This is a genomic window from Pseudomonas sp. JL3, assembly GCF_031570575.1.
Taxonomy (GTDB): Bacteria; Pseudomonadota; Gammaproteobacteria; order Pseudomonadales; family Pseudomonadaceae; genus Aquipseudomonas; species Aquipseudomonas cucumis.
Genome location: NZ_JAKWJK010000006.1, coordinates 275,750 through 298,055, shown reverse-complemented (window position 1 = coordinate 298,055; position 22,306 = coordinate 275,750). Strand labels below are relative to the sequence as shown.

The 22,306-nt window shown below is 61.7% G+C and carries 10 protein-coding genes; 4 read left to right on the top strand and 6 right to left on the bottom strand.

What is annotated here, in order from left to right:
* Positions 1-26 precede the first annotated feature (26 nt).
* From MMG91_RS14070 to MMG91_RS14060, 3 genes are all read right to left on the bottom strand, one after another.
* Entirely contained in the window at positions 27-512 is a 486-nt protein-coding gene (locus MMG91_RS14070; RefSeq protein WP_310659932.1) for a GNAT family N-acetyltransferase, read from the bottom strand.
* A 213-nt stretch (positions 513-725) separates the two neighbouring features.
* Complete coding sequence (locus tag MMG91_RS14065; protein WP_310659931.1) at positions 726-2,051, bottom strand: ATP-binding protein; 1,326 nt, start codon at positions 2,049-2,051, stop codon at positions 726-728.
* Positions 2,048-2,728, bottom strand: coding sequence for a response regulator (locus tag MMG91_RS14060; protein WP_305446333.1), 681 nt, complete (start codon positions 2,726-2,728; stop codon positions 2,048-2,050). Before MMG91_RS14060 ends, MMG91_RS14065 begins: the two co-directional genes overlap by 4 nt.
* A 153-nt stretch (positions 2,729-2,881) precedes the next feature.
* Between MMG91_RS14060 and dsbD the strand changes: the two genes are divergently transcribed.
* Genes dsbD through dsbG form a run of 3 tightly spaced genes read left to right on the top strand, consistent with a single transcriptional unit; the run spans position 2,882 to position 6,227 of the window.
* On the top strand, positions 2,882-4,618 hold the full coding sequence (dsbD, locus tag MMG91_RS14055; protein ID WP_310659930.1) for a protein-disulfide reductase DsbD: 1,737 nt from the start codon (positions 2,882-2,884) through the stop codon (positions 4,616-4,618).
* Complete coding sequence (locus tag MMG91_RS14050; protein ID WP_310659929.1) at positions 4,618-5,484, top strand: TlpA disulfide reductase family protein; 867 nt, start codon at positions 4,618-4,620, stop codon at positions 5,482-5,484. The genes dsbD and MMG91_RS14050 overlap by 1 nt, the downstream gene beginning before the upstream one ends.
* The gene (dsbG, locus tag MMG91_RS14045) at positions 5,460-6,227 is read left to right on the top strand and encodes a thiol:disulfide interchange protein DsbG (RefSeq protein ID WP_310659928.1); all 768 of its coding nucleotides are present in this window, start codon (positions 5,460-5,462) and stop codon (positions 6,225-6,227) included. The genes MMG91_RS14050 and dsbG overlap by 25 nt, the downstream gene beginning before the upstream one ends.
* A gap of 95 nt (positions 6,228-6,322) precedes the next feature.
* Here dsbG and MMG91_RS14040 read toward each other — a convergent pair whose 3' ends face one another.
* Positions 6,323-7,135, bottom strand: a complete 813-nt coding sequence (locus MMG91_RS14040) for an alpha/beta fold hydrolase (RefSeq protein ID WP_310659927.1) — start codon at positions 7,133-7,135, stop codon at positions 6,323-6,325.
* A gap of 88 nt (positions 7,136-7,223) precedes the next feature.
* Positions 7,224-20,207, bottom strand: a complete 12,984-nt coding sequence (locus tag MMG91_RS14035) for a non-ribosomal peptide synthetase (protein WP_310659926.1) — start codon at positions 20,205-20,207, stop codon at positions 7,224-7,226.
* 381 nt (positions 20,208-20,588) lie between these two features.
* On the opposite strand from MMG91_RS14035, the gene MMG91_RS14030 reads away from it, so the two are divergent.
* Entirely contained in the window at positions 20,589-21,137 is a 549-nt protein-coding gene (locus tag MMG91_RS14030) for an RNA polymerase factor sigma-70 (protein ID WP_007894994.1), read from the top strand.
* Between the two features lie 105 nt (positions 21,138-21,242).
* On the opposite strand, the gene MMG91_RS14025 is transcribed toward MMG91_RS14030, so the two are convergent.
* Positions 21,243-22,256 (bottom strand): GNAT family N-acetyltransferase, encoded by a 1,014-nt coding sequence (locus MMG91_RS14025; RefSeq protein WP_310659925.1) that lies wholly within the window; start codon positions 22,254-22,256, stop codon positions 21,243-21,245.
* Between the last annotated feature and the right edge of the window lie 50 nt (positions 22,257-22,306).

Sequence of the window (22,306 nt, the reverse complement as noted above, 5' to 3'; positions counted from 1 at the left end):
AAGGATTTAGACCCTCGATCAGCTTTCTATGAAGGCGACGACAGCGCCTTGTGCATGGGGATGGCGTGGAGTCCCGCCACGGTGAAGGTTTCAGCGCACGGCCGGTAACCCAGACGGTGATAAAACGCCTCGCTGGTACGGGTGCTGTTGAGCCGCGCCTGAGGCAAACCCTGAGCGATCAACCACGTCTCGAGGTCCTGCACCAGCGCTTGTCCGGCGCCTCGCCGAAACCATTCCGGCTGCACGTAACAAAACGCGACCTTGCCGCTGATCGCCGCCATGGCGACGCCGATCGGTTTGTCCCGCAGCAGGGCGATGTTCAGGTACAGCCGCGGGTCAGCCAGCCAGGGCTGCACGTGTTCGATGGTTTTGTTATGGGTCCAGGTGGCGACGGTTCGCGGATCGTTGCGGTGATCGAGCGCGCAGCCGACACGAATGGAGCGCTCGACGATCCGGCTGATGATCCCGGCGTCGGCAGGCGTTGCCTTGCAGATGTTTATCGATGCATCCATGGCGCTGTTACCTCAATCCATTGAGTCAAAGCTGCCGGGGACGATAGCGCTGTGGGGGCTGGATGGCTAATGGAGAGGCGTTACATTTGGTGTGCAACATGAACAGTGTGGGAGCAGGCTTGCCCGCGATGAGGCCATAACATCCAACATCTATGTTGACTGTTACACCGCCATCGCGGGCAAGCCCGCTCCCACAGGGTTTTGTGTTGTTGGTTAGACCGGCTGCAACGGCATCGTCAATTCAACCCGTAAGCCATCCGGGCGGCTATCGAAATGCAGAGTGCAGCCGCAGCGCTGAACAATGGCTTGGACAATCGCCAGGCCAAGGCCGCAACCGGTGCTCTGGCCGTTGCGCCAGAAGCGTTGGGTCAGGTGTTGCAGGTCATCTTCGGCAATGCCCGGGCCGTGGTCGCGGACCAAAAAACGCACGCGATTGTTGGTGGTTTCCAGACTCAGCTCCACTGCCCCATCGCCTGGGGCATGGCGCAGGGCGTTGTCGAGCAAGTTGCGCAATGCGGCAATCGACAGCACCGCGGGCATTTGCAGCGGCGCCTCGGAGAAGGTGGCCGGCAACTTAAACTTGATCCGCTGACGATCACCGCTGGCTGCATCCTGAATTGCCAGTTTCGCCACCTGCTCGGCGCTGCATTGCACACCATCATCGAACGACAGACTGCCCTCGACACGCGCCAACAGCAGTAATTGTTCAAGCGTGCGATGCAGCCGGTCGGCGCCCTCTTCAGCCCGTGCCAGGGACTGATCCCGGGCGCTGCCTTCGGTCATGCGCGCCACTTGCAGGTGGGTTTTGATGGCGGTCAGCGGGCTGCGCAATTCATGCGCGGCATCACCGGTCAGGCGCCGTTCGCGCTCGATGGTCTTGCCGATGCGCAGGAACAACTGATTCTGGGTTTCCAGCAGCGGCTGCAGTTCGCTGGGCAACGGCTGGATTTGCAACGGTTCCAGGGAATCGGCGCTGCGCCGCATCAACGCATCGCGCATACGATTGAGCGGTGCCAGTCCCTGACCGATGCCGAGCCACAACAGGCACAGGCAGCCCAGCAGCGCCACGCCGACCGGCACCGAGGCAGCCAGCAGAATGGACATGTTCAGTGCTTCGCGCTCGATCTGCCGGTCGGCGGTGGTAATGCGCACATCACCGCGCGCCAGGGTGAAGCTGCGCCAGGGTGCACCGTCGATCATTTGATCGTGGAAGCCCATTTTTTCGGCTTCCAGGGTTTGTTCGGGGCTACTGTGGCTGCGGGCCAGGATTTCGCCGCGCAACGAGCTGACCTGACAGGCCATGCCCCCAGGAATGCTCAGCTGTTCAGCACTGAAATGGGTCCCCTCGCCCTTGCTCGGCAACGCCGGCAGTTGCTCCAGCAGCCCGGCCACCATCCGTGCCGACGCCACCAGCCGTTGGTCGAGGGAAAACATCATCTGGTTGCGCAGATCACTGAGCATCCAGGCGGCGGCCAGGGCCCAGATCAGCGCAAACGCGGCGCCGAGAGTCAGGCTCAGCCGCAAACGCAGGCTCATCACTTCGATTGTTCTCCGCCATCGGCCGGCCCCAGGCGATAGCCCAGGCCGCGCACCGTTTCGACGATGCCTTTGCCGAGCTTGCTGCGTAGATGATGGATATGCACGTTGAGCGCGTTGCTCTCCAGCTCATCATTGAAGCCGTAGACGCTGTCCTTCAACTGCTCGGTGGACAGCACCCGGCCACGGTTGTGCAGCAAGGCTTGCAGCAACGATTGCTCACGGCGCGACAAATCCACCGGCTGGCCTGCGAGCAGGGTTTCGCGGCTGCTCGGGTCGTAGGTCAGACGGCCGTGTTCGATCAGATTAACGCTGCGCCCCGCCACTCGTCGCAACAAGGTGTGCAGGCGCGCGGCGAGTTCGCGCAGGTCGAACGGTTTGAGCAAGTAGTCGTCGGCACCGGCTTGCAGGCCGTCGACCCGGTCGGTGACCGAATCCCGCGCGGTGAGGATCAGCACCGGGATTTCCAGGCCATGATGGCGCAATTGCTGCAACAGCTTCAGGCCGTCTTCATCGGGCAGACCGAGATCGAGCACCATGACGTCGAATTCGGCAACCTTGAGCATCGCCCGGGCTGCCGAGGCGGTGGCGACATGCTCCACGGTCAAGCCTTGGGCAGTTAGCCCGGCAACGATGCCGCTGGCGATCAGCTCATCGTCTTCGCAAACCAGTACATGCATGGTGAGCCCCGTAGAAAAAAGGTGATTAGGCCGGTAGCCGATTAAGCGGACATTATGCCGCAAGAGCCATTGTCACAAGGCGAGTGTGGTTAATCGTCGGTTAATCGCCACCCGCCACTGTGCACCTCACTTGCACAGGGATAAGGCTTACCCATGCGTCGACTGTTTTTATTCTTTGTTCTGTTGATCTCGGGTGTGGCCCAGGCTGGAACGAATCCGTTTGAGACCAAACCCGATTTTCTCCCGGTGGAAAAAGCGTTCATCTTCACCTCCGAACGCCTTGAATCCGGGGAAACCCAGCTCTATTGGCAAATTGCCGACAATTATTACCTGTATCAGAAACGCCTGAAATTCGACGGTCTGGCCCCGGAGCAGATGCCAGTGCTACCGGAGGGCGAGTCCCACAGCGACGAGTTCTTCGGCGAACAGCAGGTCTACCGCCAGGGCCTGGAGCTGAAGATTCCGGCCGGAGCCACTGGTCAGATCAAAGTAGGCTTCCAGGGCTGCGCCGATGCCGGTTTGTGTTATCCGCCGCAGACTCAAGTGATCAACCTTGGCACAAGTAACGTCCTTGCCGCGTTTGCTGAAGAGGCGCCCGACCAGGCTCTGGCCAGCGGCCTGCAGCAACGGGCGTTGGGCTGGAGCCTGCTGGTGTTCTTCGGCCTGGGGCTGCTGCTGGCGTTCACCCCTTGCTCGTTGCCGATGCTGCCGATACTGGCGGGATTGATCGTGGGCAGTGGCGCCACGCCCAAACGCGGTTTTTCCCTGGCCGGCAGTTACGTTGTCAATATGGCCCTGGTGTATGCGGCGATGGGCGTGCTGGCTGCGCTGCTCGGTGCGAACCTTCAGGCGCTGTTGCAAAACCCTTGGTTGCTCGGCAGCTTTGCGGCGGTGTTCGTGCTGCTGGCTTTGCCGATGTTCGGTTTCTTCGAACTGCAATTGCCGGTGGCCGTGCGAGATCGGCTGGAGCATGTTTCGCGCAATCAGCGCGGTGGCAGCCTGATCGGTGCCGGCGTGCTCGGGGCTTTGTCCGGCCTGCTGGTAGGTCCGTGTATGACCGCCCCATTGGCCGGCGCCCTGCTCTATATCGCCCAAAGCGGCAATGCGCTGCATGGTGGGCTGATTCTGTTCGCCATGGGCATCGGCATCGGTTTGCCGCTGTTGCTGCTGGTGACTGTCGGCAATCGTTTCCTGCCCAAACCCGGTGCGTGGATGAACCTGCTCAAGGGTGTGTTCGGTTTCCTCTTCCTCGCCACCGCGCTGCTGATGCTGCGTCCGGTGCTGGATGAATCGCTGTGGCTCGGTCTGTGTGGCGCCTTGTTGTTGATCGCGGCCTACAGCGCCTGGAAGCAGTCGCAAGGGTTTGGCCGCGTCGCCCAACTGTTCGGCGCCAGTTCGCTGCTATTGGGTCTCTGGGGCAGTCTGTTGGTCATCGGTGCGGCGGGCGGCAGTGACAATCCATATCAGCCGTTGCAGGTGTACAGCGCCGGCCGTACCGGCGTTGCTGCACCGAGCGCGCATGATGCATTCACCACGATCAAGGAGCCCGCCGCCCTGCAACGCGAACTCGATGCGGCCAAGGTCCAGGGTCAATGGGTGCTGCTGGACTACTACGCCGACTGGTGTGTGTCGTGCAAAGTCATGGAAAAACAGGTCTTCGGCAAACCGCAGGTACTGGAGGCGCTCAGCGATGTGCGCTTGCTACGGCTGGACGTCACCGCCGACAATGCCGCCAGCCGCGAACTGCTCGGCCGTTATAAAGTGCCGGGGCCGCCAAGCCTGTTGTGGATCGGCCCCAATGGTGAAGAGCGCCGCAGCCAGCGCATCACCGGTGAGGTCGATGCCGGCACCTTCCTGCAACGCTGGACCACCACCCGAGACGCTCGTTAATGCTGACTTTTACCCTCGGCACCTTTGCCATCGCGCTTAATCACCTGCTGCTGATCAGTGCCCTGGCGCTGGCGACCTTTGTCGGCTGGCGGGTGGCCAAGCGAGGCGGCGAGAACCCGGAGTCGGTGCTGTTCAGCCTATTCCTGCTGGGCATGCTGGCGGCCCGAGTCGGTTTCGTGATCGCCTACTGGGCGCAGTATCGCAACGATCCGTGGCAGATCATCGACCTGCGCGACGGTGGTTTTCTCGCCTGGCCCGGGGTGGTCGTGCTATTGCTCGCCGCGGTGTATCGAGGCTGGCGTCGCCCGGGCCTGCGCAAGCCGTTGGGCTTTGGCGTGGTCAGTGGTCTGGCGTTCTGGTTGCTGGCGACGTTCTCCTTGAATATTTACGAACAAGGCACGCGTCTGCCGCAGATTACCCTGCGCAATGCCGCTGGCCAAACGGTGCAACTCAGCGATTACCAGGGCGGTCCGCTGGTCATCAATCTTTGGGCCACCTGGTGCCCGCCGTGCCGCCGGGAAATGCCGGTGCTGGAAAATGCCCAGCAACAGCGTCCAGACCTGACCTTTCTGTTCGTCAATCAGGCCGAAAGCATGCAGAGCGTCAGCACCTTCCTCGAAACCCAAGGCCTGAGCCTGTCTAACGTGCTGTTCGATGGCAGCGGTCGATTGGGTCAGGCCGTGGGTTCCATGGCATTGCCGACTACGCTGTTCTATAGCCCCGCTGGGCAACTGCTGGGCAGCCATCTGGGCGAACTCTCTGAAGCCAGCCTGGCCCGCGCCCTGGAAAACTTCGACACCCCGAACCCGGCCACCTCGGCCACGCCTTCAAGGAAATTGCCATGCTCCGCCTCCGCCACCTGCTGACGTTAACCCTGGGTGCCGCCCTGCTGCACTTGCCGTCGGTACAGGCCGAAGAATTGCCTGAAGCGATCAAGAAGATCGAAGCCAAGGGCGCCAAAATTGTCGGCACCTTCGACGCACCCGACGGCCTGCGCGGTTATGCGGCGCAGTACCAGAACCGCGGCATGACGCTGTACCTGACCCCGGGCGGCAAACATGTGCTGGTCGGCAATCTGTACGACGCCGACGGCAATGACCTGAGCAGCGCGCCGTTGCAGAAACAGGTCTACGCGCCAATGGCCAAGGAAGTCTGGGGCAAGATGGAAGCGAGCAACTGGATCGCTGATGGCAACAAGGACGCACCGCGCATCGTCTATCTGTTCAGCGACCCGAATTGCCCGTACTGCAACATGTTCTGGGAACAGGCGCGGCCGTGGGTCAAGGCCGGTAAGGTGCAGTTGCGGCACATTATGGTCGGCATCATTCGCGAGGACAGCCCGGGCAAATCCGCCGCGCTGCTGGCCGCCAAGGACCCGCAAAAAGCGCTGGCAGACCACGAGAAATCCGGCAAGGACAGTTCGCTCAAAGCCCTGAAAGATGTGCCGCCGGCCATTCAGGCGAAACTCGCGGCGAACATGCAGTTGATGGAAGAGCTGGAACTGGCCGCCACCCCGGCGATTTTCTACATGGATGACAAGGGCCAGCTGCAACAGCAACAAGGCGCGCCGTCGCCGGAGAAGTTGGTGAAGATTCTGGGGCCTAAGTAATCCCCACCGCCCCCATCGCGAACAGGCTCGCTCCCACAGGGATATGCGGTCACCTGTGGGAGCGAGCCTGCTCGCGATGAGGCCATTAAAATCGGCTAATTCCTCGCACCTAGAAATTTCAACAGTGCATCCGTAACAAACTGCGGATTCTCCAGATTGGAGATATGCCCCGCCTCCGGTACCAGCACATACGGGCAACCGATCAACTCGGCCATTTCCTTGGTTTCCGACGGCGGTCGCGGTTTGTCCTGATCGCCGCACATCAACAGCGTGGTTTCAGGGTTCAGTTCACCCAGACGCGGCAACAGGTCATCACGACCAAAGGTAATCCGCCCCATCGGCACGATGCTTTGACGCAGACGGTCGGCCGGCAGCGCAGCCAGTTTGGCGCGGAAATCCTGATACAGCGCCGACTGCGGATCGATGCCCGGACGGAAGAATATCGGTACCACAATATCGAGCAGCTGCGGCGAGATCACACCGCTGTCTTCGATCTGCTTGAACAGCGAGAAATAATATTGGCGGGTCGGTTCCGGTTCGACGCCGACGTAGGTGTCCATCAGCACCAGACCGTCGAGCCGCTGCGGTGCTGACAGCGCCAGTCGCACGCCCCACATGCCACCCACCGAAAGACCGACCAGCGTGACGCGATCGATGTCCAGATGATCGAGCAAGCCCAGTGCCTGGCGCGCCACGTCATCCAGCGACTTTGTGCATTCGGGCATCCGTCCGGATTCGCCATGGCCCCACAGGTCCAGGGCGATGACCCTATAGTGCTGCGACAACGCCGTAATCTGCGGCGCCCACATGGCTTGGTCCCACAGGTAACTGCCGGCCAGCAGAACCGCAGGGCCTGTGCCTTGATCCAGATAGTGAAGCGCTTGTCCATCAACCGTTACGAAGGGCATCGACTGCCTCCCTGGTGAAATCGGATCCATTAAAAAACACAGGAAGACTGAGCCGGTGGGGGCCGGCAGTCAACCCGATCTTCTGACTTTAAAGGCTCTCCAACTCCGCCATCAGGTCGTTAAGCCGATCCACCTTCTCCTCGGTAATGTCGCTCGCCGCCAATCCGTCGATGTACTCGGCCAGCTCCGCCACCGTGCTGCACTCAAACATCGCCCGCAGCGGCACGTTGCGTTGCAGGGCTTTTTGCACCCGCGAGGCGATCTGTGTGGCCAGCAGCGAATGCCCGCCGAGCTCGAAAAAGTTGTCACGCACACCGACCTTCTCGACCTTCAACACCTCGGCCCATATATCCGCCAGTGTCTGTTCCAGCTCATTGCGCGGCGCCTGATAGTCCTGGCTCTGCAACTGGCCGATCTCCAGCGCCGGCAAGGCCTTGCGATCGAGTTTGCCGTTGGCGTTGAGCGGCAGCTTGTCGAGCCACAACCAGTGCAGCGGCACCATGTATTCCGGCAACTCTGCGCGCAGACGTTGCTTGATGCGCTCCAGTCGTTCGTTCGGATTGAGCGCCGAATCGGCTGCGACCAGATAGCCGACCAAATGCTTGCCATTCACGCCTTCCTGCACACCCACCGCTGCATCGCGAACTTCTGGTTGCTCATGCAGACGTGCCTCGATTTCACCCAGTTCGATGCGGTAACCGCGAATCTTCACTTGATGGTCGATGCGTCCGACGTATTCCAGCACGCCGTCACTGCGACGTCGGGCCAGGTCGCCGGTGCGATACAAGCGATCACCCGGTGCGCCGAACGGGTTTGGCACAAACACCTGCGCAGTGCGCAACGGATCGCTCACATAGCCCCGTCCCACACCGGTACCAGCCACGCACAACTCACCCACCGCCCCTAACGGCACCAGTTCCAGCGCGCCATCGAGCAAATACAAACGGTTGTTGTCGGTCGGCGTGCCAATCGGCAGATAACTGCCGCGCGTCGAAGCCAGGTCGACGTGGAAGAATGCCACATCGTCCGAGCATTCCGCCGGGCCATAGGCGTTCACCAGACCAATCTGCGGGTAACGCAGCAACCATTGATGTGCCAATTCCGGCGGCATCGCTTCACCCGTTGGCAGCATCCAGCGCAGGCCGTCGAGGCTCATGCGGTCCTGGGCGAGCATGCCCTGAATCAGTGACGGTACGCTTTCCAGCACGGTGATGCCCTGGCTCTGAACATGGGCCAGCAATCCCTGCGGATCATGGGCAATGCTGTTCGGCACGATGTCCACCCTAGCGCCAAACAGCGGCGCCGCAAGGAACTGCCAGACCGAAATGTCGAAGCTTTGCGAAGCAGTCTGGGCGATCACGTCGGCGTCGCTCAGCTTCAGGTACGGCACCTTGCTCAACTGGTTATTGAGCATGCCGCGCTGCTCCACCATCACGCCCTTCGGCAGACCGGTGGAACCCGAGGTGTAAATCACGTAGGCGAGATTGTCCGGGCCACTGTAAATGCCTGGATTGGCCACCGAAACATCACGCGCCTGCACGTCTTCCCAGACCAGCAATCGAGGTCGGTTGGCACAACCGGACGCTTCCAGCAGCGCAACGGCTTGTTCACGACACGCCTGAGTGCAAACCAGCAACGGCGTACGGCTCAGGTCGATGATGCGGCTCAAGCGCTGACTCGGCAGGCCCGGGTCCAGTGGCAGGTAACCGGCACCGGCCTTGAAGCTGCCGATGATCATGCCCAGCAGATCGAGGTTACGTTCGGCGAGCAGCGCCACTGGCTGATCCAGGCCAACTCCCGCCGCAATCAGCGCATGGCCGAGACGGTTGCTGCGCTGGTTCAGCTCAACGTAGCTGTGTTGCTGATCCAGGCAACTGGCGGCAATTCGCTGCGGATGCTTGGCAACTTGCGCTTCGAACAATGAGACATAGCTCTGCTCCAGCGGGTAGTCGTGTTCGCTCTGGTTGCAGCCATGAATCAGGAAGTCCTGTTCCTCAGTGCCCAGCAACGGCAGATCGGCCATGTCGCCATGGAAGCCTTCGACCAGCGCCAGCAGCAAGCGCTTGAATTCGCCGAGCATGCGCTCGACCGTGGATTCGTCGAAATAACGCTGGTCGTAAGACAGGTGCAAGCCCAGGTCATCGCCCGGATAACACACCGCCGTCAGCGGGAAGTTGGTGTGGGTACGGCCCGAATCCGACGTAGCGTTGAGGCTTTGCGCACGGTCCAGCACCGAGACTTCCACCGGCGCGTTTTCGAACACGAACAGGCTATCGAACAGCGGCTGGCCTTTAGGCAGTTCGCTGTTTTCCTGGATGCTCACCAGCGGCAGGTATTCGTACTCGCGCAGTTGCATGTTGCTGTCGAGCAGACCGCTGAGCCACTGACGAACACTGCAATGCTGATCGTCCTCGGGCATTTTCACCCGCAGGGCGATGCTGTTGATGAACAGCCCGACGGTGCGTTGCATCTCCGGCATTTCCACCGGGCGCCCAGCGACCGTGACGCCGAACAGCACGTCGCGATCACCGCTCAAGCGGCGCAGCACAAGCGCCCATGCCGCCTGGGCGAAGGTGTTGATGGTCAGCTGATGGGCCTGAGCCAGTTCGCGCAATTGCGCGCCATCGCGGGCATCCAGCCTTGTGTAACGGTCGCCGACGATCATACCGCCGCTGTCGCCGGCGTGTTCACGCAGGAACGGCCGGTCGCTCGGAATCGGCGTGGTGCGCTCGAAACCTTGCAGGTTCTGCCGCCACCACTGCCGCGCTTCGGCCAGGCTCTGGCGTTGCAGCCAGCCGATGTAATCGCGATAGCGCGGCGGCACGGCCAGTTGCGCTTCCCGACCTTCGCCGAGGGCGGTGTAGATCTCGAAGAAGTCGTTCATCAGCAGCGAACGGCACCAGGCATCGATGAGGATGTGGTGGTTGCTCATCATGAACCAGTAACGCGCCGCGCCCACGCGAATCAAGCGCAGGTGGAACGGTGCCTGATTGAGCAAATCGAACCCGGCCTCACGCTCGCTTTTCAGCAACGCCTGCAGCTTCGGTTCTTGCTCGGTTTCGGCCACCGCGCTCCAGTCCAGATACTCGATCGGGGTGCTGCCCGGTTTGTGGATCACTTGCAGCATGTCTTCGCCGACGTTCCAGCAGAACGAGGCGCGCAAGGCTTCGTGACGGGCGATTACCGCTTGCCAGGCCTGGGCGAAACGTTGTGGGTCGAGCTCGCTGTTGATGCGGTAGCGATCCTGCATGTAATAAAGGCCGGTGCCCGGTTCGAGCAAGGTGTGCAGCAGCATGCCTTCCTGCATTGGGGTTAGCGGGTAAACGTCTTCGATCATCGGCGCAGGCACTGGCAGTGCGTCGAGTTGCGGCTGAGTCAGTCTGGCCAACGGGAAGTCCGATGGCGTCAGGCCGCCTGCGTTATCGCTCAGGCAATGCTGAATCAGGCTTTGCAATTCGCCCAGATACGCCTCTGCCAGTTCGGTGATGGTTTGCAGATCGTGGCGTTCGGCGCTGAAAGTCCAGCGCAGCACCAACTCACCGCCATACACCTGACTGTCGACGCTCAGCTCGTTAGGCAGCGGAGCGTGTGGATCATGGGCCGCGCCCACCGGTTCATCGAGCGGACGGAACAGCCCATCGCTGCCGAAACTCTGGTCGAACTGACCCAGGTAGTTGAAGGTGATCGGCGCCACCGACAGCGCGGCCATGGCCTGACGGCACACACCGTCGGCCAGGTAACGCAGCACGCCATAACCCAAGCCTTTATGAGGCACCGCGCGTAGTTGCTCCTTGATCGCCTTGATCGACGCACCCTGTTCACTCTCAGGTGTGAGGCGCAGTGGATAGGCGCTGGTGAACCAGCCAACGGTGCGGGTCAGGTCGATCTCGTCGAACAGGGTTTCGCGACCGTGGCCTTCGAGTTGAATCAACGCCGATTCGTGACCGCTCCAGCGGCACACCACACGGGCCAATGCGGTCAGCAGCAAATCGTTGACCTGAGTGCGATAGGCCGTCGGCGCCTGTTGTAGCAGTTGGCGGGTACGCTCGCTGTCGAGGCGCACGCTGACGGTTTGCGCGTGGCGATTTTGCTGTCCGCCCCGCGGACGATCACACGGTAATTCAACGCTTGGACCGGCCAGCTGCGTCTGCCACCAGCTCAATTCTTCACGCAGGGATTCGCTGCCGGCGTAAGCCTGCAACCGTGCGGCCCATTCCTTGAAGCCGCTGGTTTTTGCCGGCAGTTTTACCGACTGCCGGGACTCGATTTGACGATAAACCGTTTGCAGATCGTCCAGCAGCACCCGCCACGACACCCCGTCCACCACCAGGTGGTGAATGGCAATGAACAGCCGTTGTTGCCCCTCAGGATCATCCACCAGCAGCGCCCGCATCAGCGGCCCTTGCTCAAGGTCGAGGCTGCGCTGGGCATCAGCGAACAACGCCACGCATTTGTCTATGGCCGGCACTTTCACCTGCCACAGCACCGCGGCGTCGGAAACCGCCTGGTGCTCGGCCTGCCAATGGCCGGCGACTTCGGTAAAGCGCAGGCGCAAGGCGTCGTGCTGTTCGATCACCGCCAGCAGCGCTTGCTCCAGACGATGCGGGTCGAGCGCCACGGTCGGCTCCAGCAGCAACGCCTGGTTCCAGTGTTGACGCTGGGGGATTTCAGTGTCGAAGAACCAGTGCTGAATCGGCGTCAAACGCGATTCACCGCTCAGCAAACCTTGCTCGGCGGTGACCTGCTCGGTGCGGGTCGCGACAGCGGCGAGAGTTTGCACGGTCTGGTGCTGGAACAGGTCACGCGGACTGAAGTGGATGCCCTGCTGCCGCGCACGGCTGACCACCTGGATCGACAGAATAGAATCGCCGCCCAGTTCGAAGAAGTTGTCGTTGAGGCCGACCTGCTGCACGTTCAGCACTTCGCACCAGATGCCGGCCAGGGTCAGCTCAAGTTCGTTGCTCGGCGCCACGTACTGCTGACGATTCAACTCCGGGGCCGGGGCCGGCAGTGCGCGACGGTCGAGCTTGCCGTTGGCGGTCAGCGGCATGCTGGCCAGCAGGATCAAGTGCGTTGGCACCATGTAATCCGGCAACTGAGATTTGAGGTGCGCCTTCAGCGCTTCGCGCAATGCAGCTTGTTGCGTTTCATCCTGTTCGGCGACGTCGGTGACCAGGTAGCCGACCAACTGCTTGCCGCTCGGTGCGTCGAGGGCCAGCACCACTGCTTCACGCACGGATTCGTGTTCCAGCAAACGGGTTTCGATCTCGCCCAGTTCGATGCGAAAACCACGAATCTTCACTTGATGGTCGATGCGCCCCAGATACTCCACCAAGCCATCGGCACGCTGGCGCACCAGGTCGCCGGTGCGATACAGACGCCCGCCGTTCACTGCAAAAGGATCGGCAACAAACCGTTCGGCGGTCATGCCCGGACGCTGGTGATACCCCTGCGCCAGGCCTGCACCGCCGACATACAATTCGCCCGTCGCGCCTTGCGGCACCAACGCCAGATCGGCGTCGAGGATGTAGGCGACGCGAGCGCCGATCACGCTGCCGATCGGCACGCTGCCCAGCCCTTCTTCCAGTTGCTCGGGTGCCAGGCTGGCGAGCGGCATGACCACGGTTTCGGTCGGGCCGTAAGCGTTGAAAAACAGGCTCGGTTTGAACGCCGCGCGAATCCGTTGCAAGTGTTCGCCGGTCAGGGCCTCGCCACCGGTGATGCACATACGCACCGGCAGGGTTTCGCCCTGGGTCGCCAGCCATTGCGCCAACTGGCTGCCGTAGCTTGGGGTGAAACCAAGAATGTTGATGTTATGCCGACGAATCAGCCCGCAGATTTCTTGCGCATCCCACTGCCCCTGAGCACGCAGGACAACCTGCGCACCACTCAACAGCGGCACCAGCAGACGCTCGGTCGCGGCATCGAAGTTGATCGAATAGAAGTGCAACTCACAGTCGTCCGGACGCATGCCGAAGCGCTCGATCACGGCACGGCAGTGCATGGCGATTTCACCGTGGGACACCACCACGCCTTTCGGTTTGCCGGTGGAGCCGGAGGTGTAAATCAAGTACGCCTGATGTTGCGGCAGGCTGATAAACGGCAGTTCGCTGGCCGGGTAGTTGGCCAGTGCAGCGGCGTCTTCTTCCAGGCACCAGCGGCCGACGCTGGCCGGCAATTCACCGAGCGCCGCGAACATCGCCGCATCGCTGAGCAGCAAACCGATGCCGCTGTCTTCGATCATGTAGTGCAAGCGGTCCAGCGGGTATTCCGGGTCCAGCGGCACATAGGCACCGCCAGCCTTGAGGATCGCCAGCAGGCCGACGACCATTTCCAGTGAACGCTCCAACGCCAGGCCTACCCGAACCTGCGGCCCGACACCGCGCTCGCGCAGCATCCAGGCCAGACGATTGGCGCGACTGTCGAGCTCGGCGTAGCTCAAGGTTTGGCCGGCAAACGTCAGGGCCGGCGCGTCCTTGCGCACCAGGGCTTGCTCGCTGAACAGGTGATGGATGCATTGATCGAGGCGATGTTCGCCCGGCTCAATACCAAGGCTGTCGAGCAGGTTTTGCTGTTCGGTGGCTTCCAGCAACGGCAGTTCGCTGAGGCGCTGCTGCGGATCGTCGAGCAACGCTTCCAGCACATTGCGCCAGTGTCCGGCCATGCGCGCAATGCGCGGTTCATCGAACAAATCGGTGCTGTAGGTCAGGCAGCAACCGAGGCGATGGTCCAGGTCGGTGACTTCCAGGTTGAGGTCGAACTTGGTCGCTCGCGCATCGTTGGCCAGGTACTCGACAGTCATACCGGCCAGGGTTCGGCTCTGCTGGAATTCCCAGCGCTGCACGTTGCACATCACCTGAAACAGCGGGTTGTAAGCCGCACTGCGGGTTGGCTGCAAGGCTTCAACCAGATGATCGAACGGAAGGTCCTGATGGGACTGGCCTTCGATCACAGTGTGGCGAACCTGCTCGAACAACTCGCCGACAGACATCTGCCCGTCGAGCTGGCAACGCAGCACTTGAGTGTTGAGGAATGCGCCGATCAGCCCTTCGCTTTCCGGGCGAATGCGGTTGGCCACCGGCGCGCCGATACGCAGATCGGTCTGGCCGCTGTAGCGGTAAAGCAGCACCGCCAGCGTGGCGGTCATGGTCATGAACAGGGTCAGACCGTTTTGAGCGTTGAAGGCACGAACCCGCGCCGCAAGATCATCGCTGAGGTCGAAGCGGAACAGTTCACCCTGATGGCTTTGCACCGGCGGACGCGGACGATCGGCCGGCAATTCCAGCAGCGGATGTTCGCGGCCCAGTTGCGCGGTCCAGTAATCGAGCTGGCGCTGACGTTCGCCGGACTCCAGCCACTGACGCTGCCACGCGCTGTAATCCAGGTACTGCACCGGTAGCGGTTGCAGTGGTGATTCGCGATCATCGACGAAGGCTTCGTAGAGCGCGCTCAGTTCCCGGGCGAAGATGTCCATCGCCCAACCTTCGGTGACGATGTGGTGCAGGGTCAGGACGAAGTAGTGCTCCTGCTCGGCGGTCTTGACCAGGCAAGCACGCAGCAGCGGGCCGGTTTCCAGATCGAAAGGTTTATGGGCTTCATCATCGGCCAGTTGCTGTACCCGTTGTTCACGGGTGTCGACCGCCAGCACGGAAAAATCCTTCCAGTCCATGCGCAGGCCGGTGTCCGTATGAACCTGTTGCCGGGCCACGCCGTCGACGCTTGGGAACGTCGTACGCAGGGTTTCGTGCCGCATGATCAGCGCTTGCAGCGCCGCTTCGAAACGCCCGACATCCAGCACGCCGCGCAACCGCGCCATGCCGCCGACATTGTAGGCCGGGCTGTCGGGCTCCATCTGCCAGAGGAACCACATGCGTTGCTGAGAATAGGACAGTGGTACCGGTTGGCTGCGGTCGACCTTCTCGATCGGCGGCTGTTTGTTGGTTTTGCCGCTGGCCTGGATCAAGCGAGCCTGTTCGGCAAAAGCGCCCAGCTCACTGGCCTCGAACAGCGCCCGCAGCGGTAACTCGACGTCGCAGGCCTGGCGCGTGCGGGAAATGATTTGCGTGGCCAGCAAAGAATGGCCGCCGAGGGCGAAGAAGTCATCGCGCAGACCGATCTGCGTTTGGCCCAGCACTTCGCGCCAGATGCTGGCGATTTGCTGCTCAAGGGCAGTGACCGGTTCGACATGCTCGCGGACTTGCCACTGGGGCTCAGGCAAGGCGCGGCGGTCGAGTTTGCCGCTTGGGCTCAGGGGCATTTCATCCAGACGCATGAGTTGCGCCGGGACCATGTATTCCGGCAGCTCTGCCGCCAGCGCGGTTTTCAGGCGCATGGTTTGAGCATCGATGGTTTCGCTGGTTTCAGTGGCGGTGTAGTAACCGATCAACTGCCCGCCCGCCGCCGTTTCGCGCACCAGCACCACCGCTTGGGCGACGCCGGGCTGCGCCAACAGACGCGCTTCGATCTCTTCCGGCTCGACACGAAAACCGCGCAGTTTGACTTGCTGATCGAGACGACCGAGGTATTCGATCACGCCGTCGGCGGTCCAGCGAGCACGGTCGCCGGTGCGGTACAGACGTGCGCCCTGCTCGCCCAGCGGATCGACCACAAAGCGCTCCGCGGTCAAGCCTGGACGACCGAGATAACCACGGGCCAAACCGATACCGCTGATGCACAGTTCTCCCGGCACACCGGCCGGCACCGGGTTGAGGTCGCTGTCGAGCACGCGGCACAACACGTTGCCCAATGGCCGGCCAATCGGTGAGCGTTCGCCATCAGCCGTTGTGCAATGCCAATGGGTGACGTTGATGGCCGTTTCGGTGGGGCCGTAGCGGTTGTGCAGTTGCACCGCCGGCAGTTGTTCCAGTACCCGGTTGCGTAGCTCCGTGGGCAAGGCTTCGCCGCCGGAAAACACCCGGCGCAGGCTGGTGCATTCGGTGCTGAGCGGCTCGTCGATGAACAACGCAAGCAACGGCGGTACGAAGTGCAGCGTAGTCACACCGTATTGCTGGACCAGTTGCGCGATGCGATGCGGATCGCGGTGCTCACCAGGACCGGCGATCAACAAGCGGCAACCAGTGATCAGCGGCCAGAAGCATTCCCACACCGACACGTCGAAACTGATCGGCGCTTTTTGCATCAGCACATCGGTTTGGTCCAGACGGTAGGTGGCTTGCATCCATTGCAGGCGTTCAGCGAGGGCCGCGTGAGTATTGCCAACGCCCTTCGGCTGACCGGTGGAACCGGAGGTGTAAATCACGTAGGCCAGGTTGTCACCGTGCAGGTGCAGACCGGGCGCATGGCTTGGCCAGTTCTCCAGATGCAGGGCGTCCATGGCGATCACGCTGACGCCATCGGTGGCCGGCAGGCGGTCGAGCAATTCGGTTTGGGTCAGCAGCAGTTCGACGCCACTGTCGCTGAGCATGTAAGCCAGGCGCTCGGCCGGGTAATCCGGGTCCAGCGGCACATAAGCGCCACCGGCCTTGATGATCGCCAGCAAGCCGATCAGCAACTGCGGCGAACGCTCGGCGGCGATGGCCACGCACACGTCCGGGCCGACGCCTTTGTCGCGCAGGTAATGCGCCAGGCGGTTGGCCTGGGCGTGCAGTTCGGCGAAGTCCAGGCTGCCGCCGTCCCACAGCAGCGCGGTGCGCTCCGGGATCTGGCGCGCTTGTTCGTTGAGCAACTCAGGCAGCCATTGGCTGGCCGGTGTGCAGGGTGCGGCGCTCCAGATGGACTGCTGATCGTGCTCGCCCGAGGTCAGCAATTGCAGGTCGCCGATGGCAGTCGTCGGTTGTTCGCAGACGGCTCGCAGCAGGTTGCTGAAATGCTCGGCCAAGCGCTCGATAGTCGTCGCGTCAAACAACTCGCTGGCATAGTCGAACGACAGGCTCAGGCGACCATTGCGGTCTTCTTCGCTGTGCAGTTGCAGGTCGAACTTGGCTTCGCGACTGTGCCACGGCAGCTCTTCGGCGAGCAGCCCCGGCAAGCGACGCAGCGCACTGAGATCCCGTTGCTGGTGGTTGAACATGACCTGGAACAAGCCCTGCTCGCGGGCCTGGGGGAAGGCCTCGAGCAGTTGTTCGAACGGCAGATCCTGATTCGCTTGCGCGCCCAATGCGGCTTGACGGGTTTGTGCCAGCAACTCAACGAATGGCAATCGCGAATCCACCTCGGCGCGCAGCACTTGGGTGTTGATGAAGAAGCCGATCAGCCCTTGGGTTTCCAGGCGCGGACGGTTGGCATTCGGCACGCCGACGCGGATGTCGCGTTGGCCGCTGTAGCGATGCAGCAGGCTCTTGAATGCCGCGAGCAACAGCATGAACGGCGTCGCTTCATGGGCCTGGGCAGTCTGGCGAATGGCATCGCTCAGGCTGGCGTCCAAACGCAGCGTATGACGGGCGGCGCTGTGAGTGTGTTGGGCCGAACGCGGATGATCGGTGGCCAGGTTCAGGGTCGGATGATCAACGCCCAACTGCTCTTTCCAGTAAGCGAGTTGACGCTCGCCCTCCCCTTGCGCCAACCACTGGCGCTGCCAACTGCCATAGTCGGCGTATTGCGTCAGCAACGCTGGAAGGCTGGCGGTCTGGCCTTGAGAGGCGGCCGCATACAGCCGCGAAAATTCGTCGATCAGCACGTTCAGCGACCAGCCGTCGGCGATGATGTGGTGCAGGGTCACCAGCAGTTGATGGTCTTCATCGCCGAGGCGTACCAGGGTCACCCACAGTAGCGGGCCTTTTTCCAGATCGAATTGGGTGCGGGCTTCGTCCTCACGGATCTGCTGCGCGCGGGCTTCACGCTCGGCGGCCGGCAGGTCACTGATGTCGATCACTTGCAGGTTGAACTCACCGGCAGCAATGACCTGTTGCAGGGCCACACTATCCCGCTCGAAAAACCGCGTGCGCAGGGATTCGTGACGTTCGATCAGTTGCTGGAAACTGGCGCGCAAGGCGTCTTCCTCCAGTTCGCCGCGCAGACGCAAGGCACCGGGTATGTTGTAGGCGCTGCTCTGCGGGTCGAGTTGCCAGGTGATCCACAAACGGTTTTGCGCCAGGGATTGCGGCATGGCTTCGCTGCGCGACAAGGGCATGATCACGCCTTGGGCCACGCCGCCATCCTGTTGTTGCCGGGCGACCGCGGCAGCGAACGCGCCGAGGGTCGGCGCTTCGAACAACAGGCGCAGATTCAGCTCCAGCCCCAGCTCTTCACGCAGGCGCGCAACCACTTGAGTGGCGGCGATGGAGTTGCCGCCGAGCAGGAAAAAGTGATCGTCAGCACTGACCTGTTGGACGCTGAGCTGTTGGCACCAAATATTGCCGATCAAGCCTTGCAGCTCTGAGCCAGTGTTGGTTTCAGATGGGCTTGCGCTGTCTGCCGACGGGAATAGCGCATAGCTGTCCAGGCTGCCATCGGCCAGGCGATTGCGGCACGCCGAGCGTTGCAATTTGCCGCTGGACGTTTTCGGCAGCGCTCCCGGATTGAGCAATACCACCACACTCGGCGCTTCCTGATACGCCTCGGCCACCGCCTGACGGATGGCTTTGATCAGCGCCTCGGGCGGCAGGATTTTTTGCACGCTGCGGCTGATTTCCGCAGCGATGCCGATGCCCTCCTGCCCCTCGATGTTGACCGCGAACGCGGCCACGCGACCTTTGCGCACCACCTCCACTTCACGCTCGATGGTCTGCTCGATGTCCTGCGGATAGAGGTTGTGACCGCGAACGATCAGCATGTCTTTCAGGCGCCCGGTGATGAACAGTTCCCCGTCACGCAAAAACCCCAGGTCGCCAGTGCGCAGCCAGGTACGACCGGCGTGCTGGACGAATGTCTTGGCCGTGGCTTCGGGGTTGCGCCAGTAGCCATGGGCGATGCTCGGCCCGGCAGCCCAGACTTCACCGACCACGTTGTCGGCGAGTTCGTCGAGCGAGACGGCATCGACAATCAGCACCGCGTGATCCGGCTGGCTGATGCCGCAACTCATGATTGGACTGCCATCGCCCGGCTCGGCACGGTTCTGCGCCAGCGCTTGATCATCCACACGCAACGATGGAATGCCCAGACCGCGCGGGCTGCCGGCAACGAACAGCGTGGCTTCCGCCAGCCCGTAAGAGGCCATGAAGCTGTCCGAGGTAAAGCCACAGGCCGCGAACTTCTCGGCGAAACGTTCCAGGGTGTCGAGGCGAATCGGTTCGGAACCGGAATACGCCACGCGCCAGCCACTCAGGTCGAGACGCTCCAGCGCCGATTCGCTGACCCGTTCGCTGCACAGCCGATAGGCGAAGTCCGGCCCGCCGCTGATGGTGCCGCCGTATTCGCTGATCGCCTCCAGCCAACGCAATGGTCGGCCGAGGAAGTACGCCGGCGACATCAACACACAGGGCACGCCGCTGAAAATCGGCTGCAACAGGCCACCGATCAGGCCCATGTCGTGGTACAGCGGCAGCCAGCTGACGATCACGTCCTCGGGGTTCAAATCGATGCCGAATCCGTGGCGAATCAGCAGTTCGTTGGCCACCAGGTTGCCGTGACTGACTTGCACACCTTTAGGCAACGCGGTGGAACCGGAGGTGTATTGCAGGAAGGCGATGTGGTCGCCGTGCAAGTCCGGTGCGACCCAGCGTTCGGCCAGGGCGCTGTCGAGGGTATCGACACACAGCAGCGGCGGCGCCTCGTCGATTTGCAGTAACGCGTCGCGCAGGTCGGCGCTGGTCAATAGCAAGCGCGGCTCGGCATCGCCAATGATCGACAGCAGACGTTCCTGGTGATGACGACGGGTCGATTCAGGTGGATAGGCCGGCACCGCAATGATGCCTGCGTACAGGCAACCGAAAAACGCCGCGACGTAGTCCGGGCCACTGGGAAACAGCAGCACCGCGCGATCGCCAAACGACGTCTCGGCCTGCAACGCACCGGCAATGGTTCGCGCCCGCTGATCGAGCTCACGATAACTGAGCACCGCAGCCTGATCCTGGGTTTCGGCGAGAAAACGCAAGGCCACCCGGTCCGGCGTCAGGGCCGCGCGGCGCTGAAGGGCTTGGACCAGTGTGCTAGGGAGTTCGAACGCGTCGGTCATGAGGTTTCCTGCCTGAATTCGGCTTGCAAGTGGAATCGGTTTTCGTACGTCACGCCCGTTCATGGACATGCAGGACGCGGTCTTCGCCGACCGCGCAAGGCTTGGGAACGCTGTTTTGGCCGGGGCTTGCGCTCGGAGCCATTCACCAATGAGAACGGATGAGGTCTTGAAATAATTAGTCGCCAGGCTAGAGCGCCAGCAGGCTTGAGGTCGGTAGGTGAGTCAGCCTGTCGCAGTTCTCACTCTGCTCTTCTGTGGAGCATTAATTCTCTTTCTCAATTGACAATCATTATCATTCAACATAATTTGTCGCTCGATGTGTAGGACGAGTCTGACCCCCCCTGTCGTCCCACGACCCTATTTGCAGCAAGGTGATTTCCAATGACGGAACAAGTATCCACAAGCAGGTGCGATTCACCGCTACTTCAGGCCTTCGTCGACAACCGACTGATTCTGGTCAAGATTGCCGCCCGCATCACCGGTTGCCGATCACGCGCCGAAGACGTGGTGCAGGATGCGTTCTTCAGGCTGCAATCGGCGCCGCAGATCACATCGTCAATCAAGGCGCAGCTCAGCTATCTGTTCCAGATCGTGCGCAACCTGGCGATCGATCATTACCGCAAGCAGGCGCTGGAGCAGAAGTATTCGGGCCCGGAAGAGGAAGGTCTGAACGTGGTGATTCAGGGCGCTTCGCCGGAAACCTCGCACATGAATTTCTCGACCCTGGAAAACATTGCCGATGCGCTGACGGAGCTGCCCAGCCGCACCCGTTACGCCTTCGAGATGTACCGCCTGCACGGCGTACCGCAAAAAGACATCGCCAAGGAACTTGGCGTCTCGCCAACCCTGGTGAACTTCATGATTCGTGACGCGCTGGTGCATTGCCGCAAGGTGTCGGGCAATCGTGCGGATACCTTTGCGCGCCGTTAAAAGCTTCGCGGGCAAGCCTCGCTCCTGGGAATGCGATTCCCTGTAGGGGCGAGGCTTGCCCGCGAAGACTGACTCAAGACCGCCACAGACCTTGAGCCTTACGCATCAAGCCAACGAACACCGATCAAAAAACCGCTCACGCCCCAGCATCATCAGCGCCGCGCGCTTGTGCGGGAAGTCGAACTCTTTTTCGCAGTGAAAACACTGATTGTGCATGTGCCCGATCATCTTCGCGTTGTCGGCGCGAGGTTCGGCGACCACCCGTTGAGTGCGTGGATCATCGAGAAACAGGTAATGCACCAGCGCCGATAGCCAGCTCGCCACCTTGTGCGGGCCGCGGTGATGTTCTTCGCCCACCAGCATGTGAATGCCACGGTCGTAATCGCCAGCATCATAAAACGGTGCAATGCGATCTTCCTTGGCCCAATAGGCTTCGAAATAGGCAAACGGCTGATCATCGAAGCAACCGATCAGCGTCAAGGTGTGCGGGTCGGCTTCAAGCTTGCTCAGGTATTCGCGATGCTTCTCGAGACTGCCCTCCTCCTGCCAGAAACTCGCCACCCGCGGGCTGTTCTGCCAACGGTTGAAACGCGCCAGGTCATGCTTGATTTCTACCGTGCGCAGGGAGACCCACGCACCGAGCCGCGCATCGAAGCGTCGATAGACCTCACCACGGGGTTTTACCGCACGCAATGGATGGCGCTTGCCGCCACTGATGACCATTTGCTGCGGATAGCTGCCGGTGCGCGACTCACCCAGCCAAGGCTGGGGCAATTGCCAGAACAGCGTGCGTTCGCAGCGATACTGGCCGGTGACTTCGGTCGCGATCAGCAATCCGCTGAGCAAGGCTTCGGTGGGCACGTCATCGAGGTGCCAGGTCAGACGCTGACAAGCCGAATCACGGGCAAACAGCCAATAGCAGGCCGCCCAGAATGCCTGACCGTCAGGACGGCCGAAACGTTCCTCCAGCCGCAGATGCAACTCCGGCTCGCGGGTCAGCCGCAGTTCGATCAACGGTTGCCCTTGCAGGCTGAGGCTCAGGCGGCTGGCGGTTTCATCGGCTACAAAACAGTTGCCTGACGGCAAGGCCAGGCTGGTCAGGTCATTCAGATTGGACATGGGTGGGGCTCACGGTAATCGTCGACAGTTCAACGATGTGACGTGAGCCG